The sequence below is a fragment of the Prodigiosinella aquatilis genome (assembly GCA_030388725.1).
GTDB lineage: Bacteria > Pseudomonadota > Gammaproteobacteria > Enterobacterales > Enterobacteriaceae > Prodigiosinella > Prodigiosinella aquatilis.
Map to the genome: position 1 here is coordinate 4,396,968 of CP128857.1, position 19,253 is coordinate 4,416,220.

A 19,253-nucleotide genomic window follows, 5' to 3' on the forward strand; every position below is an offset into this window, starting at 1 on the left:
TACAATCAAAGCCAGAAGGAAAAAGTAACATGGTAATTACAGCCCCGAGACCAGACAACAACCCCCTGCTGGAAGAGATACTCCTCAAGGCAGGGATTCCCTGCCGCAATCGGGTCGCGCTTGCGGCTATGACCCATTATTCCTCCCCCGAAGATGGTTCGATCGGCGACGACGAACTTGCTTACATTGAACGCCGCTCCGCAGGCCCGGGATTGGTATTCACGGCCTGTGTCGCGGTTTCTCCAAACGGTAAGGCCTATGTCGGAGAACCCGCCGCGCATGATAATTCCCTGCTTCCCGGGCTGACTGCCTGGGCCGAAAGGATCAAAGGCGCAGGCGCAAAGGCAATCCTGCAACTCCATCATGGCGGCGGCGTTTGTCCTCCTGCCCTGGTGCCGAATGGCGATGTCGTCTCCCCCAGCGGCATCGCTACGCCGGACCGCAGCGTTGTAGTTCCCCGCGCGCTTACCTATACCGAAATCGATGACATTATCGAGAGCTTCCGATCTGCTACAGAACGGGCGATCAAGGCCGGATTTGACGGCATCGAAATTCACGGCGGCTATGGTTATCTGCCCCAACAGTTCCTGTCACCGTACACTAACAGACGGACGGATCGTTGGGGCGGGAGCCGTGAAAAACGCCATGCGTTTCCGCTCGCGCTTCTCAATACGGCCCAGGAGACAGCAAAGAAAAAAGCTGTTCACCCCTTTGCTGTCGGCTATCGCTTCACGCCCGAGGAGGCCCTTGAGCCTGGGCTGACCATGGATGACGCGCTGGCGTTCGTCGACGCGTTGATCGATCAGGGAACCGATTACATCGATGTTCTCGTCAATGACTACCGGAACCCGCCCCGGCGTGGCGCAATGCCAACGGATCGGTCCCGTTTGTGTTTTCTCGCCGAAGCAGTCGCCGGTCGCGTTCCCCTGCTAGCGGGAGGGGAAATTCACACCGAGGCAGATGCGTTGGACGCGCTTCAAACCGGGATAGATTTCGTTACTCTCGGACGGGAAATGATCATCGATCCGGAATGGGTCCAGAAAGTTACCGCAGGTGTACCGGAGACTATCCGGACAAAGCTCGAAGCCGGCCAAAGGCAGGAGCTCACAATACCCGAGCCTTTCTGGGAGACGATCTGGAAAGCCCCTGGTTGGTTTCCCGGTGTCTCTTGACTGAAACCAAACGGTTACCCCGGATGTCATCTCAGATTGCGCGCAGCAGCTACTTGCAGTGCATCGCTTTCCTATTGATCGTTCGCCAAGCTTGGTGGGCTCCTCAACCGGCTTGAACAGATCTGCCTGGCCCTGAGTGTGCAACAAATTGAGGAGTGAGGATGGAAGGTGGCGATCTGACGAGGCCAGTTTATCCCCGCGGGTGCGGGGAACACGCACGGCCACTTGTTTGCGGTTAAGTTGCATTCGGTTTATCCCCGCGAGTGCGGGGAACACAAGATTTATTCCACCGCGACATCCATTCATTCCGGTTTATCCCCGCGGGTGCGGGGAACACTTCATATACCCTCCGATAATTTCTTTAATACCCGGTTTATCCCCGCGGGTGCGGGGAACACACTAGCGGTATCGCCGATTTTATAAGACAAACCGGTTTATCCCCGCGGGTGCGGGGAACACATTGCTGTTCTCGGTGCCGACGCTGAAGCAGACGGTTTATCCCCGCGGGTGCGGGGAACACCCTACTAACCCCCATCACCCTGCCGAATTCGGCGGTTTATCCCCGCGGGTGCGGGGAACACGAAGTCTCTTTCCAGAACCGCCGTTTGATTTGCGGTTTATCCCCGCGGGTGCGGGGAACACTTATACCACTGGCTGAGAAATCAAGAACTGTTCGGTTTATCCCCGCGGGTGCGGGGAACACACTCTAAACGCTCAGGCGTTGGCCGTAAATATCGGTTTATCCCCGCGGGTGCGGGGAACACCATAGTGGTTACAACAATATTGATGTAGATGACGGTTTATCCCCGCGGGTGCGGGGAACACGGTGGTGACATGAAATTAAGTGGTGGCGCCAACGGTTTATCCCCGCGGGTGCGGGGAACACCATCTGCAAACGTGCACGCCAGTGCTCAAGATCGGTTTATCCCCGCGGGTGCGGGGAACACATAGGAGCGGAAAGTTGGAAGGTTTTTATACACGGTTTATCCCCGCAGGTGCGGGGAACACAAATTCAGGATCTAGTTATCCATTTGATTCAGCGGTTTATCCCCGCGGGTGCGGGGAACACAGCCAAATCAGCCCGTCCCGCATCGCTAAGTCCGGTTTATCCCCGCGGGTGCGGGGAACACTTCCGTCTTCGGTTCGCGGAACATATAAACTGCGGTTTATCCCCGCGGGTGCGGGGAACACGGGTCGTCGGGCAAATTGAACATCGAGATACGCGGTTTATCCCCGCGGGTGCGGGGAACACTGGCTTCTACTATTTCATATGCTACAGGAACGCGGTTTATCCCCGCGGGTGCGGGGAACACTAAAATCCAACCAGCTTTTTAGGCTTTCGATACGGTTTATCCCCGCGGGTGCGGGGAACACCTTATTTTCGGCTTAAAGTGGAGGCATTAAAACGGTTTATCCCCGCGGGTGCGGGGAACACCTGCCGAGTACATCAGCGATGCAATTTGGGCGCGGTTTATCCCCGCGGGTGCGGGGAACACGATCTGTGCATTCGGGGAACCCAAAAACCATTTGGTTTATCCCCGCGGGTGCGGGGAACACTCGTTGCCGGCCGAAAGCCCGGTGTGACCGTCCGGTTTATCCCCGCGGGTGCGGGGAACACTAAATTTAAACTGGTCAGATAATCCAAATATTCGGTTTATCCCCGCGGGTGCGGGGAACACGATTAATCATATAAATCATTATTGTTCCATCGCGGTTTATCCCCGCGGGTGCGGGGAACACTACCATCAGCTGTAACAATTGTTGGCGCAAAACGGTTTATCCCCGCGGGTGCGGGGAACACCAATACCAACCAGGGGCAACTGAGTAGGTGAGCGGTTTATCCCCGCGGGTGCGGGGAACACAATATCAAAAGAAAGAATGATATCTATCTTGGCGGTTTATCCCCGCGGGTGCGGGGAACACACCAACACCAAAATCAGGATAATTACTTTTAACGGTTTATCCCCGCGGGTGCGGGGAACACTCTAAAAATATATACCTGTTTTATAAGGAATTTTCTAGTCTTAAAAAATCCACCAATTTTTCCTGCTTGTTAAAGAACACTAACTTATTGATTTTCAATGGGGTGAAAAGAGACTAACCGCAGTCCATCCAGATCCACCGGCATTCGGCGGTTTTCGCCCCAGGTCTGGAACTCGAAACCAGATTCCGTATTGGTCGCCCACGCCATCACCACATTCCCTTGTTCGGCCAGTTCCATAATCTGTTGCCAGATCATTTCCCGTATACGCCGCGAAGTTTCACCCACATAGACACCAGCACGAACTTCCAACAACCATATCGCCAACCGACCACGCAGACGCAGCGGCACATTTTCCGTCACGACCACCAGCATACTCATCCGCCACTCCCCCGGTGACCGACATCACCGAATGGCGCAGGCTCAGGAATAGCTGGAGGTTGTGCGTCAGCAGGCGGTTGCGGCGGTTCTATTTCTCCGGCCGCCAACACCGTTTCAATCAACGGAATAAGCTTACCCAGCGTATTCTGGCTGCGGAAAATATCCCGGCAGGCAAGACGCACCTCCCGATCCGGTTCCACTGGGTTACGCGCCGCAATGTCAAAAGCTTTAGGCACCACACCGTCAAACTTGATGATGTCGGCAATGTCATAGACAAACGACAGCGGTTTGCCACTGTGAACAAAACCAATGGCCGGGGCATAACCCGCCGCCAACACCGCCGCTTCCGTAATACCGTACAAGCAGGACGTAGCGGCGCTGATGCATTGGTTCACCTTGTCGCCCCGTTCCCAATCTTTAGGATCGTAACGTCGACCACTCCACTTCACGCCGTACTGTTGCGCCAATAGTGTGTAGGTCTGGCGCACTCGCGCACCTTCAATACCGCGCAATTGTTCCACCGAGCGGCGACTAGGTGCCGGTTCACCAAAGCGTAGTTCAAACATTTTGCGAACCACTTTAAGGCGTAACTCGTCATCCAGCGCCAAGCGCGCCTGATACAGCAATCGGTCGGATCGAGCACCGCCGGGTTGCCCAGCAGCGTACAAACGGACTCCCGCTTCCCCGACCCACACTAACAGCGTCCCCACTGTCGCCGCCAACCGTATCGCCGCATGAGAGACCCGTGTACCGGGTTCCAGCATAATGCAGGCCACCGATCCCACCGGGATATGAGTACGGATGCCGGTTTTATCCACCAGCACAAAGGCACCATCAATCACATCTATCTGGCCGTATTGCAGAAAGATCATGGAGGTCCGATCTTTCAACGGAATCGGATTTAGCGGAACATAAACCATCTCTGCCTCCGGTGATTGTTTTGTCAGGCACGCCTAAGTAGTAGCAAACCACAACCCAGCGCTTTACTTTTCCCCAACCCCTGCTGCACCGCCGCCATAAAGCGGCTGACATCGGTAATGCGCAACAGGCCGTCAAAATCTACGCTGCTGAACTGAATGGCATTTTCCTGTCCCGGCTTATACAGCCGATGTCTCTGGTAACCATCCACTCGGCAAGTATCCACCGTAAATCCTCTTTGCTCACCCTGCCGTTGCAGCCACTGGGTCGCGGCATCCTGCTGATGCTGCCACAGCGCATCAGCACTGACACCTTGCTGCCTGGCACGCTGTTTGGCGTCCATCAGCACATCACTGCGCTGACGCTGGCGCATCACCACCGGGTTAGCGCGCAGTGAAAATTGCAGCTCCATTTCATCCCGTAGTTGCGGCTGGTAGGGTTTAGTTTCCACACGGAACAGATTGTGATTCTGACGAGGTGCCTGTTGGGAAAGCAGATAAAATTGATTGCCTGACCCCAGCGTTTCTTCCCGAAACAGGAAATGACGCGTTTCATCCTGCGGGAACAATTGCCACAACCACTGATGGCTGGCATATCCCCCCGCATACTGACGCTTTTGCGCCATTACTGCGGGCAACGCCGACAGTTGTAAGGTCACTCGGGAAAAAAACATCACTTTCCCCCTCTCCAGGTGCCGCTGTACTGCCTGCGAGTTGTAAACTGCCAACGCCTGCGACTAAGCGGCTGGTCGCCACGCAGAACACGAGATAGCACCGGCATACCGCTGTCAGCATCCTGTTCCCAATAGCAAAGGCCGGTAGGGTGATTGAGCCGTTGCAGGTCCTCATCGTTGAGCAACGTGGTATTACTGGCCTGCTGCCAGACATCCGCCAGTGTGCCGCTAAAGAGATGGGGTGCCAGCGGCAATGCCAGAGGGCAACTTTTACGCCCCAGATAGAGCGTAAATACCGGTTCACGCAGGGCATCAGCCAGTTGATGCAACGAATAAGGCTCGTCAGGCGTTTCACTGACCGCGATATGGTAATACGCATCGCAACGATACTCGCGGGTGGTCAGCATCGTTTCCAGTGATTGCCCAGCGTCCGGCAACAACTCGTCCCGACGGGTTCGGCGGATACGTTTACGATCTTCCTTTGGCATCTGTACCGTATGATAATCACGCAACCAACCTTCACAACCAGATAAGGGCCGAACAGCAAAACGGTAATGCTGATTAAACTGCACCAGACGCTCCTCTTCATCACGTCGAATACCCAATGCGGCGGCCAGCAACCCCAACAGTGCGGAACGGCTGGGGATAGGTGAAGTATGTCGCACTTCCCCCACCGCCGGTTCACCCCATGACACCAGCGGTGCGTAGAGCTGAAATACCAGATAGTGAGTCATCTGTCTCTCCCTTACTGCGCAATAAAGTCCATCAGTTCAGCCAGGCTACCAGTGCCGGATTCCACGTTCATCACCGTCTGCTCCAGGCTACCGGCCCCATAGGCGCGATCAAATTTCGCCTTCTGATTTTCCAGTACCGTAATAGCATCAACCAGTTGGTTCTGGCTACGGATCGGTGTGAAGTACGCCACTGATAGCGCCCGTGGTTGCTGTGTACCTCGTTCCGCTAGCGCATAAGAGGCATAGGCACGGGAGGCGAAGCTGTTCTGCTTACCTGTGGGAGAAACCGTCAACGCCGTTTCCACCAATGCCCGTAAAGTCCGCTGTAGAAGCGCATCGTCATTGCCGAGATTTGCCAGCAGTAGATCACGATTGATACAGATGTATTGATAGAACAGCGACGAGGCAAAACCCTGTTCGCCCATATGACCCGAACCGGCATCTTCATCATTATTGAGGTCGTCCACGGCAGTAAAGAAATCATCCTCCACCGTAACGGCACTGACGCCGAGCGCATGCGCCACCTGACACGCGGCTTCAATATTGAATGCCGGGCTGGAGGCCAGCATCCGCCCAAATAAAGCGATATCCGCACTGGCGATATCTTTACGCAACAATTTAAGTTCTTCAGCGGTAGGCTCGCGGTTCTCCGCAACCAACGTGTTCACCAGCGCATCCACCAGCGCCCGTTCCCGCACACTGACATGAGCCAACTGTTCAATGTCATACTTCTCCAGTGGGTTTTTACTCTCTTTCTCTTCTTTTTTAGCTTTACCAAACTGGGCTGCCATACCAAGTGCCGCTTTATCGGCCAGTTTTGCCGCCATCCCACCCGCAATCAGCGCTTTATACACTTCCTGCCCCAAACGACGAGTACGTTGGCCAATATGTCCGGTCAATGCGGATTCAAACACTTCAGACGTTCGCCAGGCGCGCTTCAGGCTTTGGGAAGAGACGCGTAAGCGTTCTACTCCCCCCACGATAGCTGTTTTGGGGCGTCCGGCGTCGTCACGGTTCAGGTTGGCGGGCGCATAAGCGGTTAAGAAATGGAGCTGGATAAAAGTGGTCATGATTATTCCTTATCTGAAATCGCGGCTGTCGTTTCGTCTATTACGGAAGTTTGTGTTGCCTGGCCGTATTCGCAGGCCCAGCGCACTGCATTGCGTTTAAAAGGATCGATGCCGGGGACTTCGTTATGCTGTCGCGCCTGCCACTCCGCCATCCACAGGAAAATTCCATCCGCCAGTGAGGGCAGATTCACACCTTTCTCACCACGAATTTTCACTGCACGGATCAGCAAACGACAGAACTCTTCTGGTGAGGTGGCACGCTGTAAACGTTCAAAACGCAGCGTTGATAAGTAAGTACGATCCGTCCCTTTAATTTTTTCCCCTAACTGAGCGGCAAAACTTTTCTCACGGTTATTACCTTCCGCATGGGCGGCCACGGCAGTAAACACCGCCAGCGCCAGCAGACGGGTTTCACTGCCACCCAGTAAGTCCGGCAGCATATTGGCCAGACGGCGGAAACCAGCACAGGTCAGCGCGCCGTAAGGCGGCAGTGTGCGCCGCAATTCTGCCCGCTCGGCGCGACCATTGTGGCTTTCGTTATGGCGGTTTTGCAGATTATCGAACCACGTATTGATACGGGTCGCCATCAGGTTTTTCACCATCAGCAGTGTTGCGGTATTACCCATTCTGAGCCTCCATGTTTTCTGGCTGCATTTGCTTAATCAGTTTGGCAATTTTTTGACTGTAAAAGAATTTCACCATTTTGTTGCGTGCGCCTACTGCCCGCAGTAAATCGCCGTGTTGATCCGGGTTGCCAAAGGTAAGACGGTCATAGGTGCCGAGCAGATAGAGATACAGCGCGTGCTGCCACTGTCTGAGCGCTTCCGCTGCCGGTTGACCGTTAACCAGATTCTGATACAGCCGGACAAAAAACTGCTCGGTTTCCTGCCAGAAGGCCACATCAATAAAGCTGAAATCTCCCCCCACATCTTTCGGGCGATCAAACCAGGCCTCTTTTACCGACTGACGCAATAGCGTCTGCGTATCGGTTGCCAGCTCAATCGCCAACGCCAGATAATCTCGGATTTCCGGGCTAGCCCCCTCCAGTAAGGGAACATGGTGCTCATACCAACAACGGGCTTTCATATTGTCCATATCGTAGCCAAAACACCACAGCCCGACTTTTCTGCGCAAACATTTGTAACCGTGATTTTTCTGCACCACTCTGGCCGGGATCGTGACGTTATTACGATCTTCATTGCCCAGCACCACGCCCAGCCAGTCGCGGTACACCAGCCCTCCCGGCTGACCCTTCACGGACAGCAGCAATCCATCTTTTAGCGATTGGCGGTACGGCGTTAGCGGGTGCTGCCAACTGTCGTACTGAACACCGTAATTTTTTGTACGGTAGTGGGTCAGTAACGACGCTGACACCGTGCCACACAGATCGCACTTCCCAGCCTGTGACTGGCTGAAATCGATTTCAATGCGCCGAGGCATTCCCCAGTACGCCTGTAGCTCATCGGCGTTTTCCGGCGTCACTTTGTCTTTATCCCCTTCACTGGTGTGGGTCGCAGCCAACCACGGGAATACCGCTGACGAGCAACCGGAACAGGGGATCACCGTTTGTGTCATCACATTCATCCACAGTTTGCGCCACAGAGGCTGATGGTTATCCGTCGGCATCAGCAGCGTGGTGATCGGCCCACCACCGCGCATCCCGGTACGATGCCCCACACCGCCGGAGGGAGAATTAGTTTGTAAGGTATAGAGCGCCATCGCGGCGCAATGTGGGCAAATGGCCTTGACTGTGCCACGCTTGATGAAATGGTCTTTATTTAGCTTGAGAGTATTACCGCCGGGAGCCTCAATCAGCAGGCCGGAGATCGGCATTGGATCGCTGTCGAGTGAGGAGAAATCCTGTAAAAATGCCGGTTTTTGCGGCCCAAACTGCATGGCGGGTGCCAACGAAATTAACGCCGCCAGCCAACCCTCTCCCAGCCCGTTATCCCACACCTCCTGCCACGCTTCTTCATCTTCCGGTGAATAGGCAGTTTGCAGCAGGCCAATCAGCAACTGATAGGCCGCACCCTGAAAATCCGCACGCGGCCAGTCAAGATCAATCACCTGATCGTCAGTTAACTGTCGGGGAGAAATCTGGTCCTGACGCCCATCAGCGCGGATAACCGGTAACCACGGCGCTTCAATCAATGAAAACATGGATCTATCTCCTCAGTTACGCCTCATCCGTAAGGCAGGATTAAGACTTATTTTTGTTTTCTACACAGGCGTTGCCAGAAGTTTTGCCTGCATTCTGTTTTTAACGGCACGACCATAGCATTGGAGCTATTCACTTTTTTGTCATCAAAACCACGATAAAAATTAAACTTTATGGTTATTGGCACTAAAAAAATCATTTGGTGTTTCCTTATTTTTAATTTGTGGAAGACAGAACACACCATTAAGATGACAGAGCGACCCGACTCATAAACTGTGTGTTCTGTTACTAAAGGGGTAAACCACACCGTCTATGGGTCAACCACCACTAAGATTAATTATAGAAACACCAAGACGAAAAGTAAAAGTATATTAGTAATATATAAATAAATCCTTAAAATTAAATTTTACCTTCTTCCACATACAGGTAAAATCATAAAGCAATGGTTCCTCACATCAGTGAGGATAAACCGTATATCAGTATGATATATATGACGTTCCCCGCACTAGCGGGGATAAGCCCCGCACTAGCGGGGCACCTTAATTCTTTGTCTCCGGGACGGTCAGCCCCGTTTCCTGACGGTAAAACGTAGGTGTCTCGCCCGGCGTCAGCAGCAATACCTGCGCCGTCGGGCGGTGCAAACATTGGCGAAACCGTCCCAATCGTTCGTCCCGCAATACCGGCAGTGCTTTTTCATGCCTCTGCCACCAGCTTTCCCGCACCGATAAACGACTTTTATCCCAGCCGAATTCACCGGCTCCGGCATAAGGTTGCGGAAGTTCATTGTCAGTGGCTGACTGCCAGGCCAGATAAACGTCGATAGAAGCCGCACCCAGCCGGGTAAAGATATCGACCTCTTCTCCCCACCCGCGATCACTGGAGGTGATGGAATACCCTTGCGCCATAGTGAGTGACGACTGTTTAGCGACTGAACGCTGGCTGTAGGTGTTACCCAGCACCTGATTGGCGATATCCTGCAATGCGACAGGCGCAGGGATCTGCTCCTCATAGACGCTTTCGATCAGCATGCGGGCATCTTCCGGCATATGAACAGCGCCGCTATCACGTAACACCGCCTGTGTCCGCCACAGCACCGCCTGGTCGGGATAGACAAAACCACTGTGGCGTAACTCACTGCCCAGCCAGGAAGCCTCCGCCTCAGGTTGCCATTCCGGTGCCAGAATATGTAGAGTGGCGGCCGGACGTTCATCGTGCTGCGGTTCAGCGTCCAGGTTGGTTTTACAATGGCCATCTAGCGCACGGATATGGCGCTGTAACCGTCCGGCACGTTGAATCAGTAAATCCACCGGCGCCAGATCGCTTATCATCACGTCCACGTCGATATCCAACGACTGTTCTACTACCTGCGTGGCGATCAGCACCTTGCCGCACCGTTGCGGCGCCTGGTCGGATTTACCAAACCACGCCAACGCCTGTTGCTCAATCTCCATGCGATCACAAAATGCAAAACGACTATGAAACAACAGTAGATTTTCTTGCGGTAGCCACGGGCTTTGACGTAATTGCTGATACACCGCTATCGCATCATCCACAGTATTGCGGATCCAGCAAATACACTGCCCGGCCTCCAGCGCCTGGCGAATAATGTCGATCCCTTGCTCCCGTTGCGTTAGCCAGTGGATCTGTACCGAGCGTTGTACTTCCGGACGGGTCGCCAGCGGCAACTCGGTCAAATGTTGTTGTGTCAGGTGGGTAAACCACGGGTATCCGGCGTCCTCCTCAGGATGAAGTGGTATCGCTAGCGCGTTCATCCCTTGATGAAAAGCCTGCAACAACCGTTCACGTTGGGAGGAAGATAACGTGGCGGTGAGAATAACCGCACTGCCGCCCTGTCGGGCATGAAACGCCAGCAGGTTTTCCAGAATCTTGCTCATATAGGCGTCATAGGCGTGAACTTCATCCAGAAGCAGAATTTTGTTGCATAACCCCAGCAAGCGGAGTGATTGATGCCGGTAAGGCATCACCGCCATTAACGCCTGATCAAGCGTTCCAACCCCAACATCCGCCAACAGCGCCTTTTTACGCGAGTCAGCGAACCAATTGTTGCAGGCTGCACTGGCGCTGGATTCACTCTGATCATACTGTGCCTGTCCGCGGTTATCTTCGGACCATAATGACTGACGGAACGCGGTTACCATCTCGCGCGCGCCGTGTGCCAGCATCAGTGAAGGTTGATGTTCCTCCACGTACAGTGCCCGATAAGCCCGCGACAAACGCTGGTACATCGCATTGGCGGTGGCCATCGTCGGCAACCCGACATAAATCCCCTGCCCTTTTTGCTGGCTCATCAAGCGATGAGCCAGAATCATCGCCGCTTCAGTTTTGCCTGCGCCGGTCACATCTTCCAGAATAAACAACTGCGGGCCGGGTGCGGTGATATCCACCGCCAGCGCCTGTTGTTGCAATGGCGTGGGCTGCTGGATAAACGGGAATAGTCCGCTAATGCCTTGAAACGGTTTCACAACGGGTGCTGATGGCAACCGGCCCACCGCAATCTTGGCCTGAGGTAACGCGTGCTGATGCCAATACCCCACCAACGATATCGGTTCTGCCCGATAGGGGAAGTCGTCCTGATGAGAACCCAGCCAGTCCGCCAGCACCACGATACCCGCCAGAGACCAACTGTGTTGAATCAACTGTTGTCGCCAGTTTTTATCGGCAAATTGTGAGGGGAACGCGGTTAAGGAGGGAAAAACACGGTGCAGCTCAGTCAGATAATCCTGCGCGGCTTGATAATCATCAGCATGAAACGCCGGACTCAGACTGTCCTTATGGAGCGGCGGTTTACCATGATGTCCGCACACCAATCGCATCCATATCTCAATTGATCTCTCCATTTTTTCAGGTACCGTAGCGTGTGGCAACCAGGTGGGATCAGCCTGCCAGCGATCATAAAGCACCTCATTCCACAACCAGAAACCCAGCGAATCGTGGCGCTCCAGATAAGCCTTACCGGCAGGTTTGACTAGCGGTGAATCAGGACAGGAATAGAGTTGCTGGAAGCCTCTGGCAAATTTACCGATATCATGCCAGGCCAGAAACCAGGCCAGCCACAACGCAGCCGCATTCCCGGTTAACCCAAGCGACTGCATAATATCCTGCGCCTGAAAGCGATTCTGCTTCACCAGCCAATACCCACAAGCTGCCACATCCAGGCAGTGATAAGGCAGCAGATGATATTCATCATCGGTATTATGACCAGAAGGGCGGTTCGCTTTCCCCCAATAAAGGTAGTAGAGGGGAACGGACCCATTTTTATTATTTTCCATCATCATCGCTTATTTTTAGAATAGAGCTACAACAATAGAGAATACCGCCATAATTTACGGATATATACCGTCATCCGTTAAGTGGCAGATGCCTTGGCTCTCCTTGCCCAGGCACTTACCTAAGTAAGCACCTGAGGACCCGCTCCGTTACTGCCTTCCTGCCACTCGCACTATTCATGGATTAGCCGATATTTATGTTTAATAAAGCCGACAAAAAAGCCCAGACATTTATTATCAGGTTAATTATATTCCTGATAATCATCCAGGTTATTCGTTATATGAATAATTTATTTAACTGGCTTAGCCAGCACAGTGACATTATTTTCATCATTATCATTTGACGCGTTGTTTACGGCTTTTTTCTTTGGCTCCGGTTTTTCTTTGGTCTGCGTCAACAAATTAGACTGACCGATAAATACTCCCCCTTTCTCAATAGTAAATTCATCAACATAAACTTCGCCCCGTACATTACCGGCAGACAAAACATTAATGACACTGGCATACAACTGACCTTCGACCAGACCATTGACGATAATCTGCTCCGCTCTCAGTTCACCTTTTACACTGCCACCGAGCTCAACTTTAATCACGTGTTCACACTGCACGTCACCGTCGATATTGCCTTCAATAGTGATGTTGCAGTTTCCTTCAACCCGACCAGCAAGCTGAATACCCTGAGAAATAAAGGTGTCTTTTTTTACCCGTACCGGACTGGCGACCAGCGCCGTTTCCGGTAGCATTGACACGGACTGTTCAGCATCATTTACTGTTTTAGCGTCTTGTAGTGTTTCAGTGGATTTTTTACTTTTATCAAATGAAAACATATGGTTACTCCTTTTACTTCCCAAAAAAACAGCGATCAGGGTGATTAAAATCAGACTCAGACCAATCAGGGTTCCATAGCGCAATACCATGGCCGATAATGCAAGACGTGCATCCGTCAGCCAGAAAATAACGCCACCAGCCCACATCACCCAGATAACCCACAAAAAATGATATTTACGCACGGCAACATTCCTGCAGTAGTCGCGGTATCAGGACAAAAACGAGGAACAGCGGTAAAGTAAACTGCGGCAGGTAACCATCCATGTCTTTTCCTCCTTTAACTGCGGTTATTCAGATAATAAAGTCATCGCCCTTACTTTCTCAGGCATTACTTTTAGGTTATCGGACAAAACCGGGTTTTGTTGAATCAGTCGCGCCATCTGCCGACCGGTTACATGTAGATTCTTGGTGAGTAATGTGGTGACATCCCCACTCCAGATATGAAGGTGTTGATTAGCTAAACCGATTCTTCTATGTTAGCAAACAGTCTAATTACTCCTGTAAAGAGTGTTCTTATGTCACATAAAATATGGGTAATGGGAGACGCTGTTGTCGATCTCATTCCAGAAGATAAAGACCGCTATCTGAGATGTCCGGGTGGTGCCCCTGCCAACGTAGCCGTAGGCGTTGCCAGACTAGGTGGACAAAGTGGGTTTATCGGCCGAGTCGGTAAAGATGTTTTTGGTCACTTCTTACGTAATACATTGATTAAAGAGAAAGTTGATGTCAAAAACATGATATTGGACAGCCAGCATCGCACATCAACGGTAGTGGTCAGTCTGGACAAACAGGGAGAACGATCGTTTACCTTTATGGTGCGTCCCAGCGCGGATTTGTTCCTACAGCCGGAAGATTTACCGGATTTTCAGCGCGGAGAATGGTTACACCTATGTTCCATCGCGCTCTCTCAGGAGCCGTCCCGCAGTACGGCGTTTCAGGCGATGAAATACATCAAAGCCGCAGCCGGCTGGGTCAGCTTTGATCCCAACATCCGAGAAGATATGTGGAGCAGCCGCCAGGAACTGCTGGATTGCCTCGACCAGGCCATGGCATTAGCGGATGTAGTGAAACTGTCACAAGAGGAGTTTCAGTTACTCAGCGGTACCACGGATATCAGCAGAGGAACTGAGCAATTAATGGCGCGCTATCCGCTGAAATTACTACTGGTAACATTAGGCGGATACGGAGTGTGGCTGCGGGATCGACAGCACTTGCAACACTATCACGCCCCGATGGTGACACCTGTCGACACGACGGGTGCCGGAGACGCTTTTGTCGCCGGTCTACTGCACGGTTTGGCGGAATATGAAACACTCGACCTCCTGCCATCCTGGCAAAATATTATCGATCAGGCACAAAACTGCGGTGCATTGGCGACCACCGCCAAAGGCGCCATGACGGCGTTACCCTTTGCTCATCAGTTAACCAAACCTTCTCCCCTAATTCACTGATCAATTCAGCCGTTGCAGCACTAGCAACGGCTATCACCTGTTTTGCAGTCAGGATCACAGTTAACAGATATGGCTGGTAAATTCGCTTGCCAATTCACTGGTTCAACCTTTATTTTCGCTTTGCACAACCGGTTTAGCAATTTAGCAAAACAATATAGTTCCAATTAAAAAGAGAACACCATAATGATGAAGCCACGCTATCTCGCCGTAACACTAGGGCTAATCTTCTCTGCCCCTTACGTATCAGCCGCCAGCGCTGACAGCATTGAAGCCCGACTGAACGCACTGGAACAACGTCTGCAACAAGCGGAACAACGCGCACAACAGGCTGAAGCCAGAGCCGATGCCGCGGAAAAAGAGGCCCAGACGCTGACTGCCCGCACTGAACAGGTAGAGCAGACCGCCAGACAAATAACCCAGCGTACTGAAACGCTGGCCAGCAAAAGCAATTTTGCCGACGGATTTGAATTTCATGGTTATGCCCGTTCCGGGTTGTCCATTAATGATTCAACCACCAGTTCCAATGCCGACATGGGGCCCAGCATGACACCCGCCGGAAGCACCGGTGGTTATGTCGGCCGTTTGGGTAATGAAGATGACACTTATCTTGAAATGAAACTGGAGCACAAAACCAAGCTGGACAATGGCGCCACCACGCGCTTTAAGGTGATGATGGCTGATGGTCAGCGCAGCTATAACGACTGGACCGCGTCTTCCAGCGATCTGAACGTACGCGAAGCGTTTGTGGAACTGGGTTCCCTGCCGACCTTCACTGGTGCGTTCAAGGGCACCACATTATGGGCTGGTAAACGTTTTGACCGTGATAACTTTGATATCCATTGGCTTGATTCCGATATCGTTTTCCTGGCAGGGACGGGGGGCGGTATCTATGATATACAACCCGTGGACGGCTGGAAAACCAGCGTTTCAATTTATGGACGCAGCCTGGGGGACATCACCTCACGGGATAACGAAATCCATAACTATGTGTTAACCAGTAACAACAGGATCGGGCCATTCCAGTTTATGCTGAGCGGCTTGAGCGCCAAAAATAATAACCGTCGCGAAACCAGCGACGTGGACCTGAGCACATCGGTGACAAACGTTAACGCTGGTGACAAGGGTTATCACACTATGCTGGCCTGGCATGGCGACAGCTTCTATGGGATGCGTGACGGAACATCCAAAACCGCCGTGTTATATGGACACGGGCTGGGGGCAGAAGTGAAAAATATCGGTTCGGACGGTAACCTGACGCAGGATGCAGATACCTGGCGACTAGCGACCTATGGCACCACAGCACTGAACAAAACCTGGAGCTTCGCACCCTCAATTCTGGCACAAACCAGTAAAAATCGTTATGTCAAAGGCGATAACTATCAATGGGCCACCTTCAACGCGCGCTTTATTCAGGAAATCACAGAAAACTTCGCGCTGGCTTATGAAGGCAGCTATCAGTATATGGATCTTAATCCTCAGGGATATTTATCGCGCAATCATGTAAGTGGTGGATTTTATAAGCTGACATTCGCACCAACGTTCAAAGTCGGCGATATTGCCAATTTCTTCAGTCGCCCGGAATTGCGTTTATTCGCAACCTATATGAACTGGGATAAACGTCTGGATAATTACTCCACCAGTGACGCCTTCGGTTCGACGGGCTTTACGGCAGGCGGTGAATGGAACTTCGGTGTCCAGATGGAAACCTGGTTCTGATGATTAACCGGATGCTGGTCGGCGCTCAGCAGCTCACCAATATCGTTACTAATACGTCCCTGATTGATAAAGAGGAATACCATGGATATTAAAGCCATTGCGGCTTCCCTTATCCCCCTGCTGGGTGGAAAGGAAAACATTGCCAGCGCCGCACACTGTGCCACACGTCTGCGTCTGGTTCTTAAGGATGACAATCTGGCAGACAAAGCCGCCATTGAGAAAGTCGAAGGGGTTAAAGGCTGTTTCCAAAATGCCGGACAAATACAGATTATTTTCGGCTCCGGGCTGGTGAATAAAGTCTATGCCGAATTCATCAAGGTGGCGGATATCAACGAATCCACTACCACAGAAGCGGCAACACTGGCGGCACAGAAACTCAATCCGTTGCAACGCCTCGCTCGTCTGCTTTCCAATATTTTTGTACCGATCATCCCGGCTATTGTTGCCTCTGGCCTGCTGATGGGACTGCTGGGCATGATCAAAACCTACGGCTGGGCAGATGCCAACAGTGCCATCTTCATTATGCTGGATATGTTTAGCTCCGCGGCGTTCATCATCCTGCCTATTTTAATCGGCTTTACCGCCGCGCGGGAATTTGGTGGCAATCCCTACCTCGGTGCCACTCTGGGCGGTATTTTGACCCATCCGGCATTGACCAACGCCTGGGGTGTCGCGGGTGGTTTCAAAACCATGTCACTGTTTGGCATGGATATCGCCATGATCGGCTATCAGGGGACGGTGTTCCCGGTACTGCTGGCAGTCTGGTTTATGAGTCTGGTTGAAAAACGGCTGCGAAAGGTGGTTCCCAATACGCTGGATATCATTGTCACACCCTTCCTGACCGTGATTATCTCCGGCTTTGTCGCCATGCTGTTAATCGGCCCGGCGGGCCGTATGTTGGGCGATGGCATTTCAATGGTGTTAAGCACGCTCATCACCCACGCAGGATGGCTGGCCGGTCTGTTGTTTGGTGGCCTTTACTCCGTTATTGTCATCACGGGTGTTCATCACAGCTTTCATGCCATTGAGGCAGGATTACTGGGAAACCCCAATATCGGCGTGAACTTTCTGCTGCCCATCTGGGCGATGTCCAACGTGGCGCAAGGTGGTGCCTGTCTGGCCGTTTATTTCAAAACCCGCAATGTCAAAATCAAGGCTATTGCACTGCCGTCGGCCTTCTCGGCCATACTAGGGATTACAGAAGCAGCAATCTTTGGTATCAACTTGCGTTTTGTAAAACCATTTTTGGCCGCCCTGGTAGGCGGTGCGCTTGGCGGCGCCTGGGTGGTTGCCAACCATGTGAACATGACCGCCGTCGGCTTAACCGGCATCCCCGGATTGGCTATAGTTCAGACGGGATCAATTCTGAACTATCTGATTGGCATGCTGATAGCATTCGGGGTAGCGTTTACCGTTTCATTACTGCTGAAATATAAAACGGATAGCGAATAATATAATGAAGGAAATCCACTTATTAAAACAGATAGTTCATGCTCTGATGTCAGGCCAATCCCGCCAGACATACGACCCATACCGTCCATACTGGCACTTGTCACCAAGCGTCGGATTGCTCAATGATCCAAATGGATTTGTGCAGCACAAAGGGCGTTATCATCTGTTTTATCAGTGGAATCCTTTAGCCTGTGCTCATGGTGCCAAGTGCTGGGGGCACTGGAGCTCTACTGATCTGGTTCACTGGCGCCACGAACCCGTGGCGTTGGTGCCAGGGGAAAGCTATGAAAGCCACGGTTGTTACTCCGGTTCTGCCGTGGTGGAGAACGATGCTCTGGTGCTGATCTACACCGGTAATGTCAAATACGAGGATGGATCACGTACCGCCTACCAGTGTCTGGCACGGGAAAATGCCGACGGCGAGTTTGATAAACTCGGCCCAGTGTTAACACTGCCGGAAGGCTATACCGGGCATGTCCGTGACCCAAAAGTCTGGCGCCACGATAACGATTGGTACATGGTGCTTGGGGCGCAAAGTAAAGACTTGCAGGGAAAAGTGCTGCTTTATCGCTCTGACGATCTGCATACCTGGCACTCTATGGGTGAAATTGCCGGTTCCGGTCTGGGCGGCCTGGGCAACTTTGGTTATATGTGGGAATGTCCGGACCTTTTCACTATTGATCAACAAGATGTACTGGTTTGCTGTCCTCAAGGGCTTGTCGCGGAAGAAGAACGCTACCTCAATACCTTTCAGTCGGGATATTTCATCGGCAAACTGGATTATGAAACCGGTGATTTCCCGCATCAGGAATTCCACGAGCTAGATAACGGCTTTGAGTTTTACGCGCCCCAGACCACGCTCAGTCACGATGGGCGTCGTCTACTGTTTGGTTGGATGGGTATCCCCGATCAGAATGAGTTCCATCAGCCCACACTTTCCCACGGCTGGATCCATACCATGACCTGCCCACGGGAACTGACATTACATGAAGGGCGTCTGTTTCAGCATCCCGCCCGGGAGCTGCAAATTCTGCGTAACCAGCAACACATCTGGCAAGGTGTAGCAAGTTACGCACCGGTACTACCCGCCAGCAATGCCGAGCTGGTGCTAGACTCGCAGGGAGAGTTTCAGCTCAACTTTACAGACTTGATGGTGCTGTGTTGGGACGGAGAACGGTTGACCCTCAGTCGCCGTAATCTGCGCAGCGATGAACCAGAGCACCGTTATTGGCACGGCAACCTGAGTCATTTACAGATCCTCTGTGATCGCTCCAGCATAGAGATCTTTATCAACCACGGTGAAGCCGTGATGTCCGCCCGCTATTTTCCCACCCGTGACGCCACCGTTACGTTTAGCGGTCCCGGTAGGTTGACGCTCCAACACTGGTTGTTAGCGCCATGCGTGATAGAATGATGCCTTCTTCTTTTTCAA

General features: G+C 52.4%; 14 protein-coding genes and 1 CRISPR repeat array. Of the genes, 5 read left to right on the top strand and 9 right to left on the bottom strand.

Going from position 1 to position 19,253, the window contains the following annotated elements; all coding sequences use genetic code 11:
* Positions 1-29: 29 nt before the first annotated feature.
* Complete coding sequence (locus PCO85_20460) at positions 30-1,172, top strand: NADH-dependent flavin oxidoreductase (protein ID WJV53497.1); 1,143 nt, start codon at positions 30-32, stop codon at positions 1,170-1,172.
* A gap of 186 nt (positions 1,173-1,358) precedes the next feature.
* Positions 1,359-3,156: direct repeats of the CRISPR family, unit length 29 nt; unit sequence CGGTTTATCCCCGCGGGTGCGGGGAACAC.
* Between the two features lie 84 nt (positions 3,157-3,240).
* Here PCO85_20460 and cas2e read toward each other — a convergent pair.
* From cas2e to PCO85_20505, 9 genes are all read right to left on the bottom strand, one after another.
* Positions 3,241-3,534 carry a type I-E CRISPR-associated endoribonuclease Cas2e gene (cas2e, locus tag PCO85_20465; protein WJV53498.1) on the bottom strand — a complete coding sequence of 98 codons (294 nt, stop codon included), beginning with the start codon at positions 3,532-3,534 and terminating at the stop codon, positions 3,241-3,243.
* Positions 3,531-4,454: a type I-E CRISPR-associated endonuclease Cas1e gene (cas1e, locus tag PCO85_20470; protein WJV53499.1), complete on the bottom strand. Its 924-nt coding sequence runs from the start codon at positions 4,452-4,454 to the stop codon at positions 3,531-3,533. Before cas1e ends, cas2e begins: the two co-directional genes overlap by 4 nt.
* A gap of 23 nt (positions 4,455-4,477) precedes the next feature.
* Entirely contained in the window at positions 4,478-5,125 is a 648-nt protein-coding gene (cas6e, locus tag PCO85_20475) for a type I-E CRISPR-associated protein Cas6/Cse3/CasE (protein ID WJV53500.1), read from the bottom strand.
* Positions 5,125-5,859, bottom strand: coding sequence for a type I-E CRISPR-associated protein Cas5/CasD (gene cas5e, locus PCO85_20480; GenBank protein ID WJV53501.1), 735 nt, complete (start codon positions 5,857-5,859; stop codon positions 5,125-5,127). The genes cas6e and cas5e overlap by 1 nt, the downstream gene beginning before the upstream one ends.
* An 11-nt stretch (positions 5,860-5,870) precedes the next feature.
* A complete protein-coding gene (cas7e, locus tag PCO85_20485) occupies positions 5,871-6,929 on the bottom strand; it encodes a type I-E CRISPR-associated protein Cas7/Cse4/CasC (GenBank protein WJV53502.1) in 1,059 nt (352 codons plus the stop codon).
* A gap of 2 nt (positions 6,930-6,931) precedes the next feature.
* The gene (gene casB, locus PCO85_20490; GenBank protein WJV53503.1) at positions 6,932-7,555 is read right to left on the bottom strand and encodes a type I-E CRISPR-associated protein Cse2/CasB; all 624 of its coding nucleotides are present in this window, start codon (positions 7,553-7,555) and stop codon (positions 6,932-6,934) included.
* Positions 7,548-9,089: a type I-E CRISPR-associated protein Cse1/CasA gene (gene casA / locus PCO85_20495; protein WJV53504.1), complete on the bottom strand. Its 1,542-nt coding sequence runs from the start codon at positions 9,087-9,089 to the stop codon at positions 7,548-7,550. Before casA ends, casB begins: the two co-directional genes overlap by 8 nt.
* Before the next feature lie 537 nt (positions 9,090-9,626).
* On the bottom strand, positions 9,627-12,380 hold the full coding sequence (cas3, locus tag PCO85_20500) for a CRISPR-associated helicase Cas3' (GenBank protein ID WJV56158.1): 2,754 nt from the start codon (positions 12,378-12,380) through the stop codon (positions 9,627-9,629).
* A 284-nt stretch (positions 12,381-12,664) separates the two neighbouring features.
* Positions 12,665-13,384 carry a polymer-forming cytoskeletal protein gene (locus PCO85_20505; GenBank protein ID WJV53505.1) on the bottom strand — a complete coding sequence of 240 codons (720 nt, stop codon included), beginning with the start codon at positions 13,382-13,384 and terminating at the stop codon, positions 12,665-12,667.
* A 333-nt stretch (positions 13,385-13,717) separates the two neighbouring features.
* On the opposite strand from PCO85_20505, the gene PCO85_20510 reads away from it, so the two are divergent.
* The 4 genes from PCO85_20510 (at position 13,718) to PCO85_20525 (ending at position 19,235) form a co-directional block, all read left to right on the top strand.
* On the top strand, positions 13,718-14,653 hold the full coding sequence (locus PCO85_20510) for an aminoimidazole riboside kinase (protein WJV53506.1): 936 nt from the start codon (positions 13,718-13,720) through the stop codon (positions 14,651-14,653).
* A 186-nt stretch (positions 14,654-14,839) separates the two neighbouring features.
* Entirely contained in the window at positions 14,840-16,369 is a 1,530-nt protein-coding gene (locus PCO85_20515; protein WJV56159.1) for a carbohydrate porin, read from the top strand.
* Between the two features lie 81 nt (positions 16,370-16,450).
* A complete protein-coding gene (locus PCO85_20520) occupies positions 16,451-17,821 on the top strand; it encodes a sucrose-specific PTS transporter subunit IIBC (protein ID WJV53507.1) in 1,371 nt (456 codons plus the stop codon).
* A 4-nt stretch (positions 17,822-17,825) separates the two neighbouring features.
* Positions 17,826-19,235, top strand: coding sequence for a sucrose-6-phosphate hydrolase (locus PCO85_20525; GenBank protein ID WJV53508.1), 1,410 nt, complete (start codon positions 17,826-17,828; stop codon positions 19,233-19,235).
* Positions 19,236-19,253 lie beyond the last annotated feature (18 nt).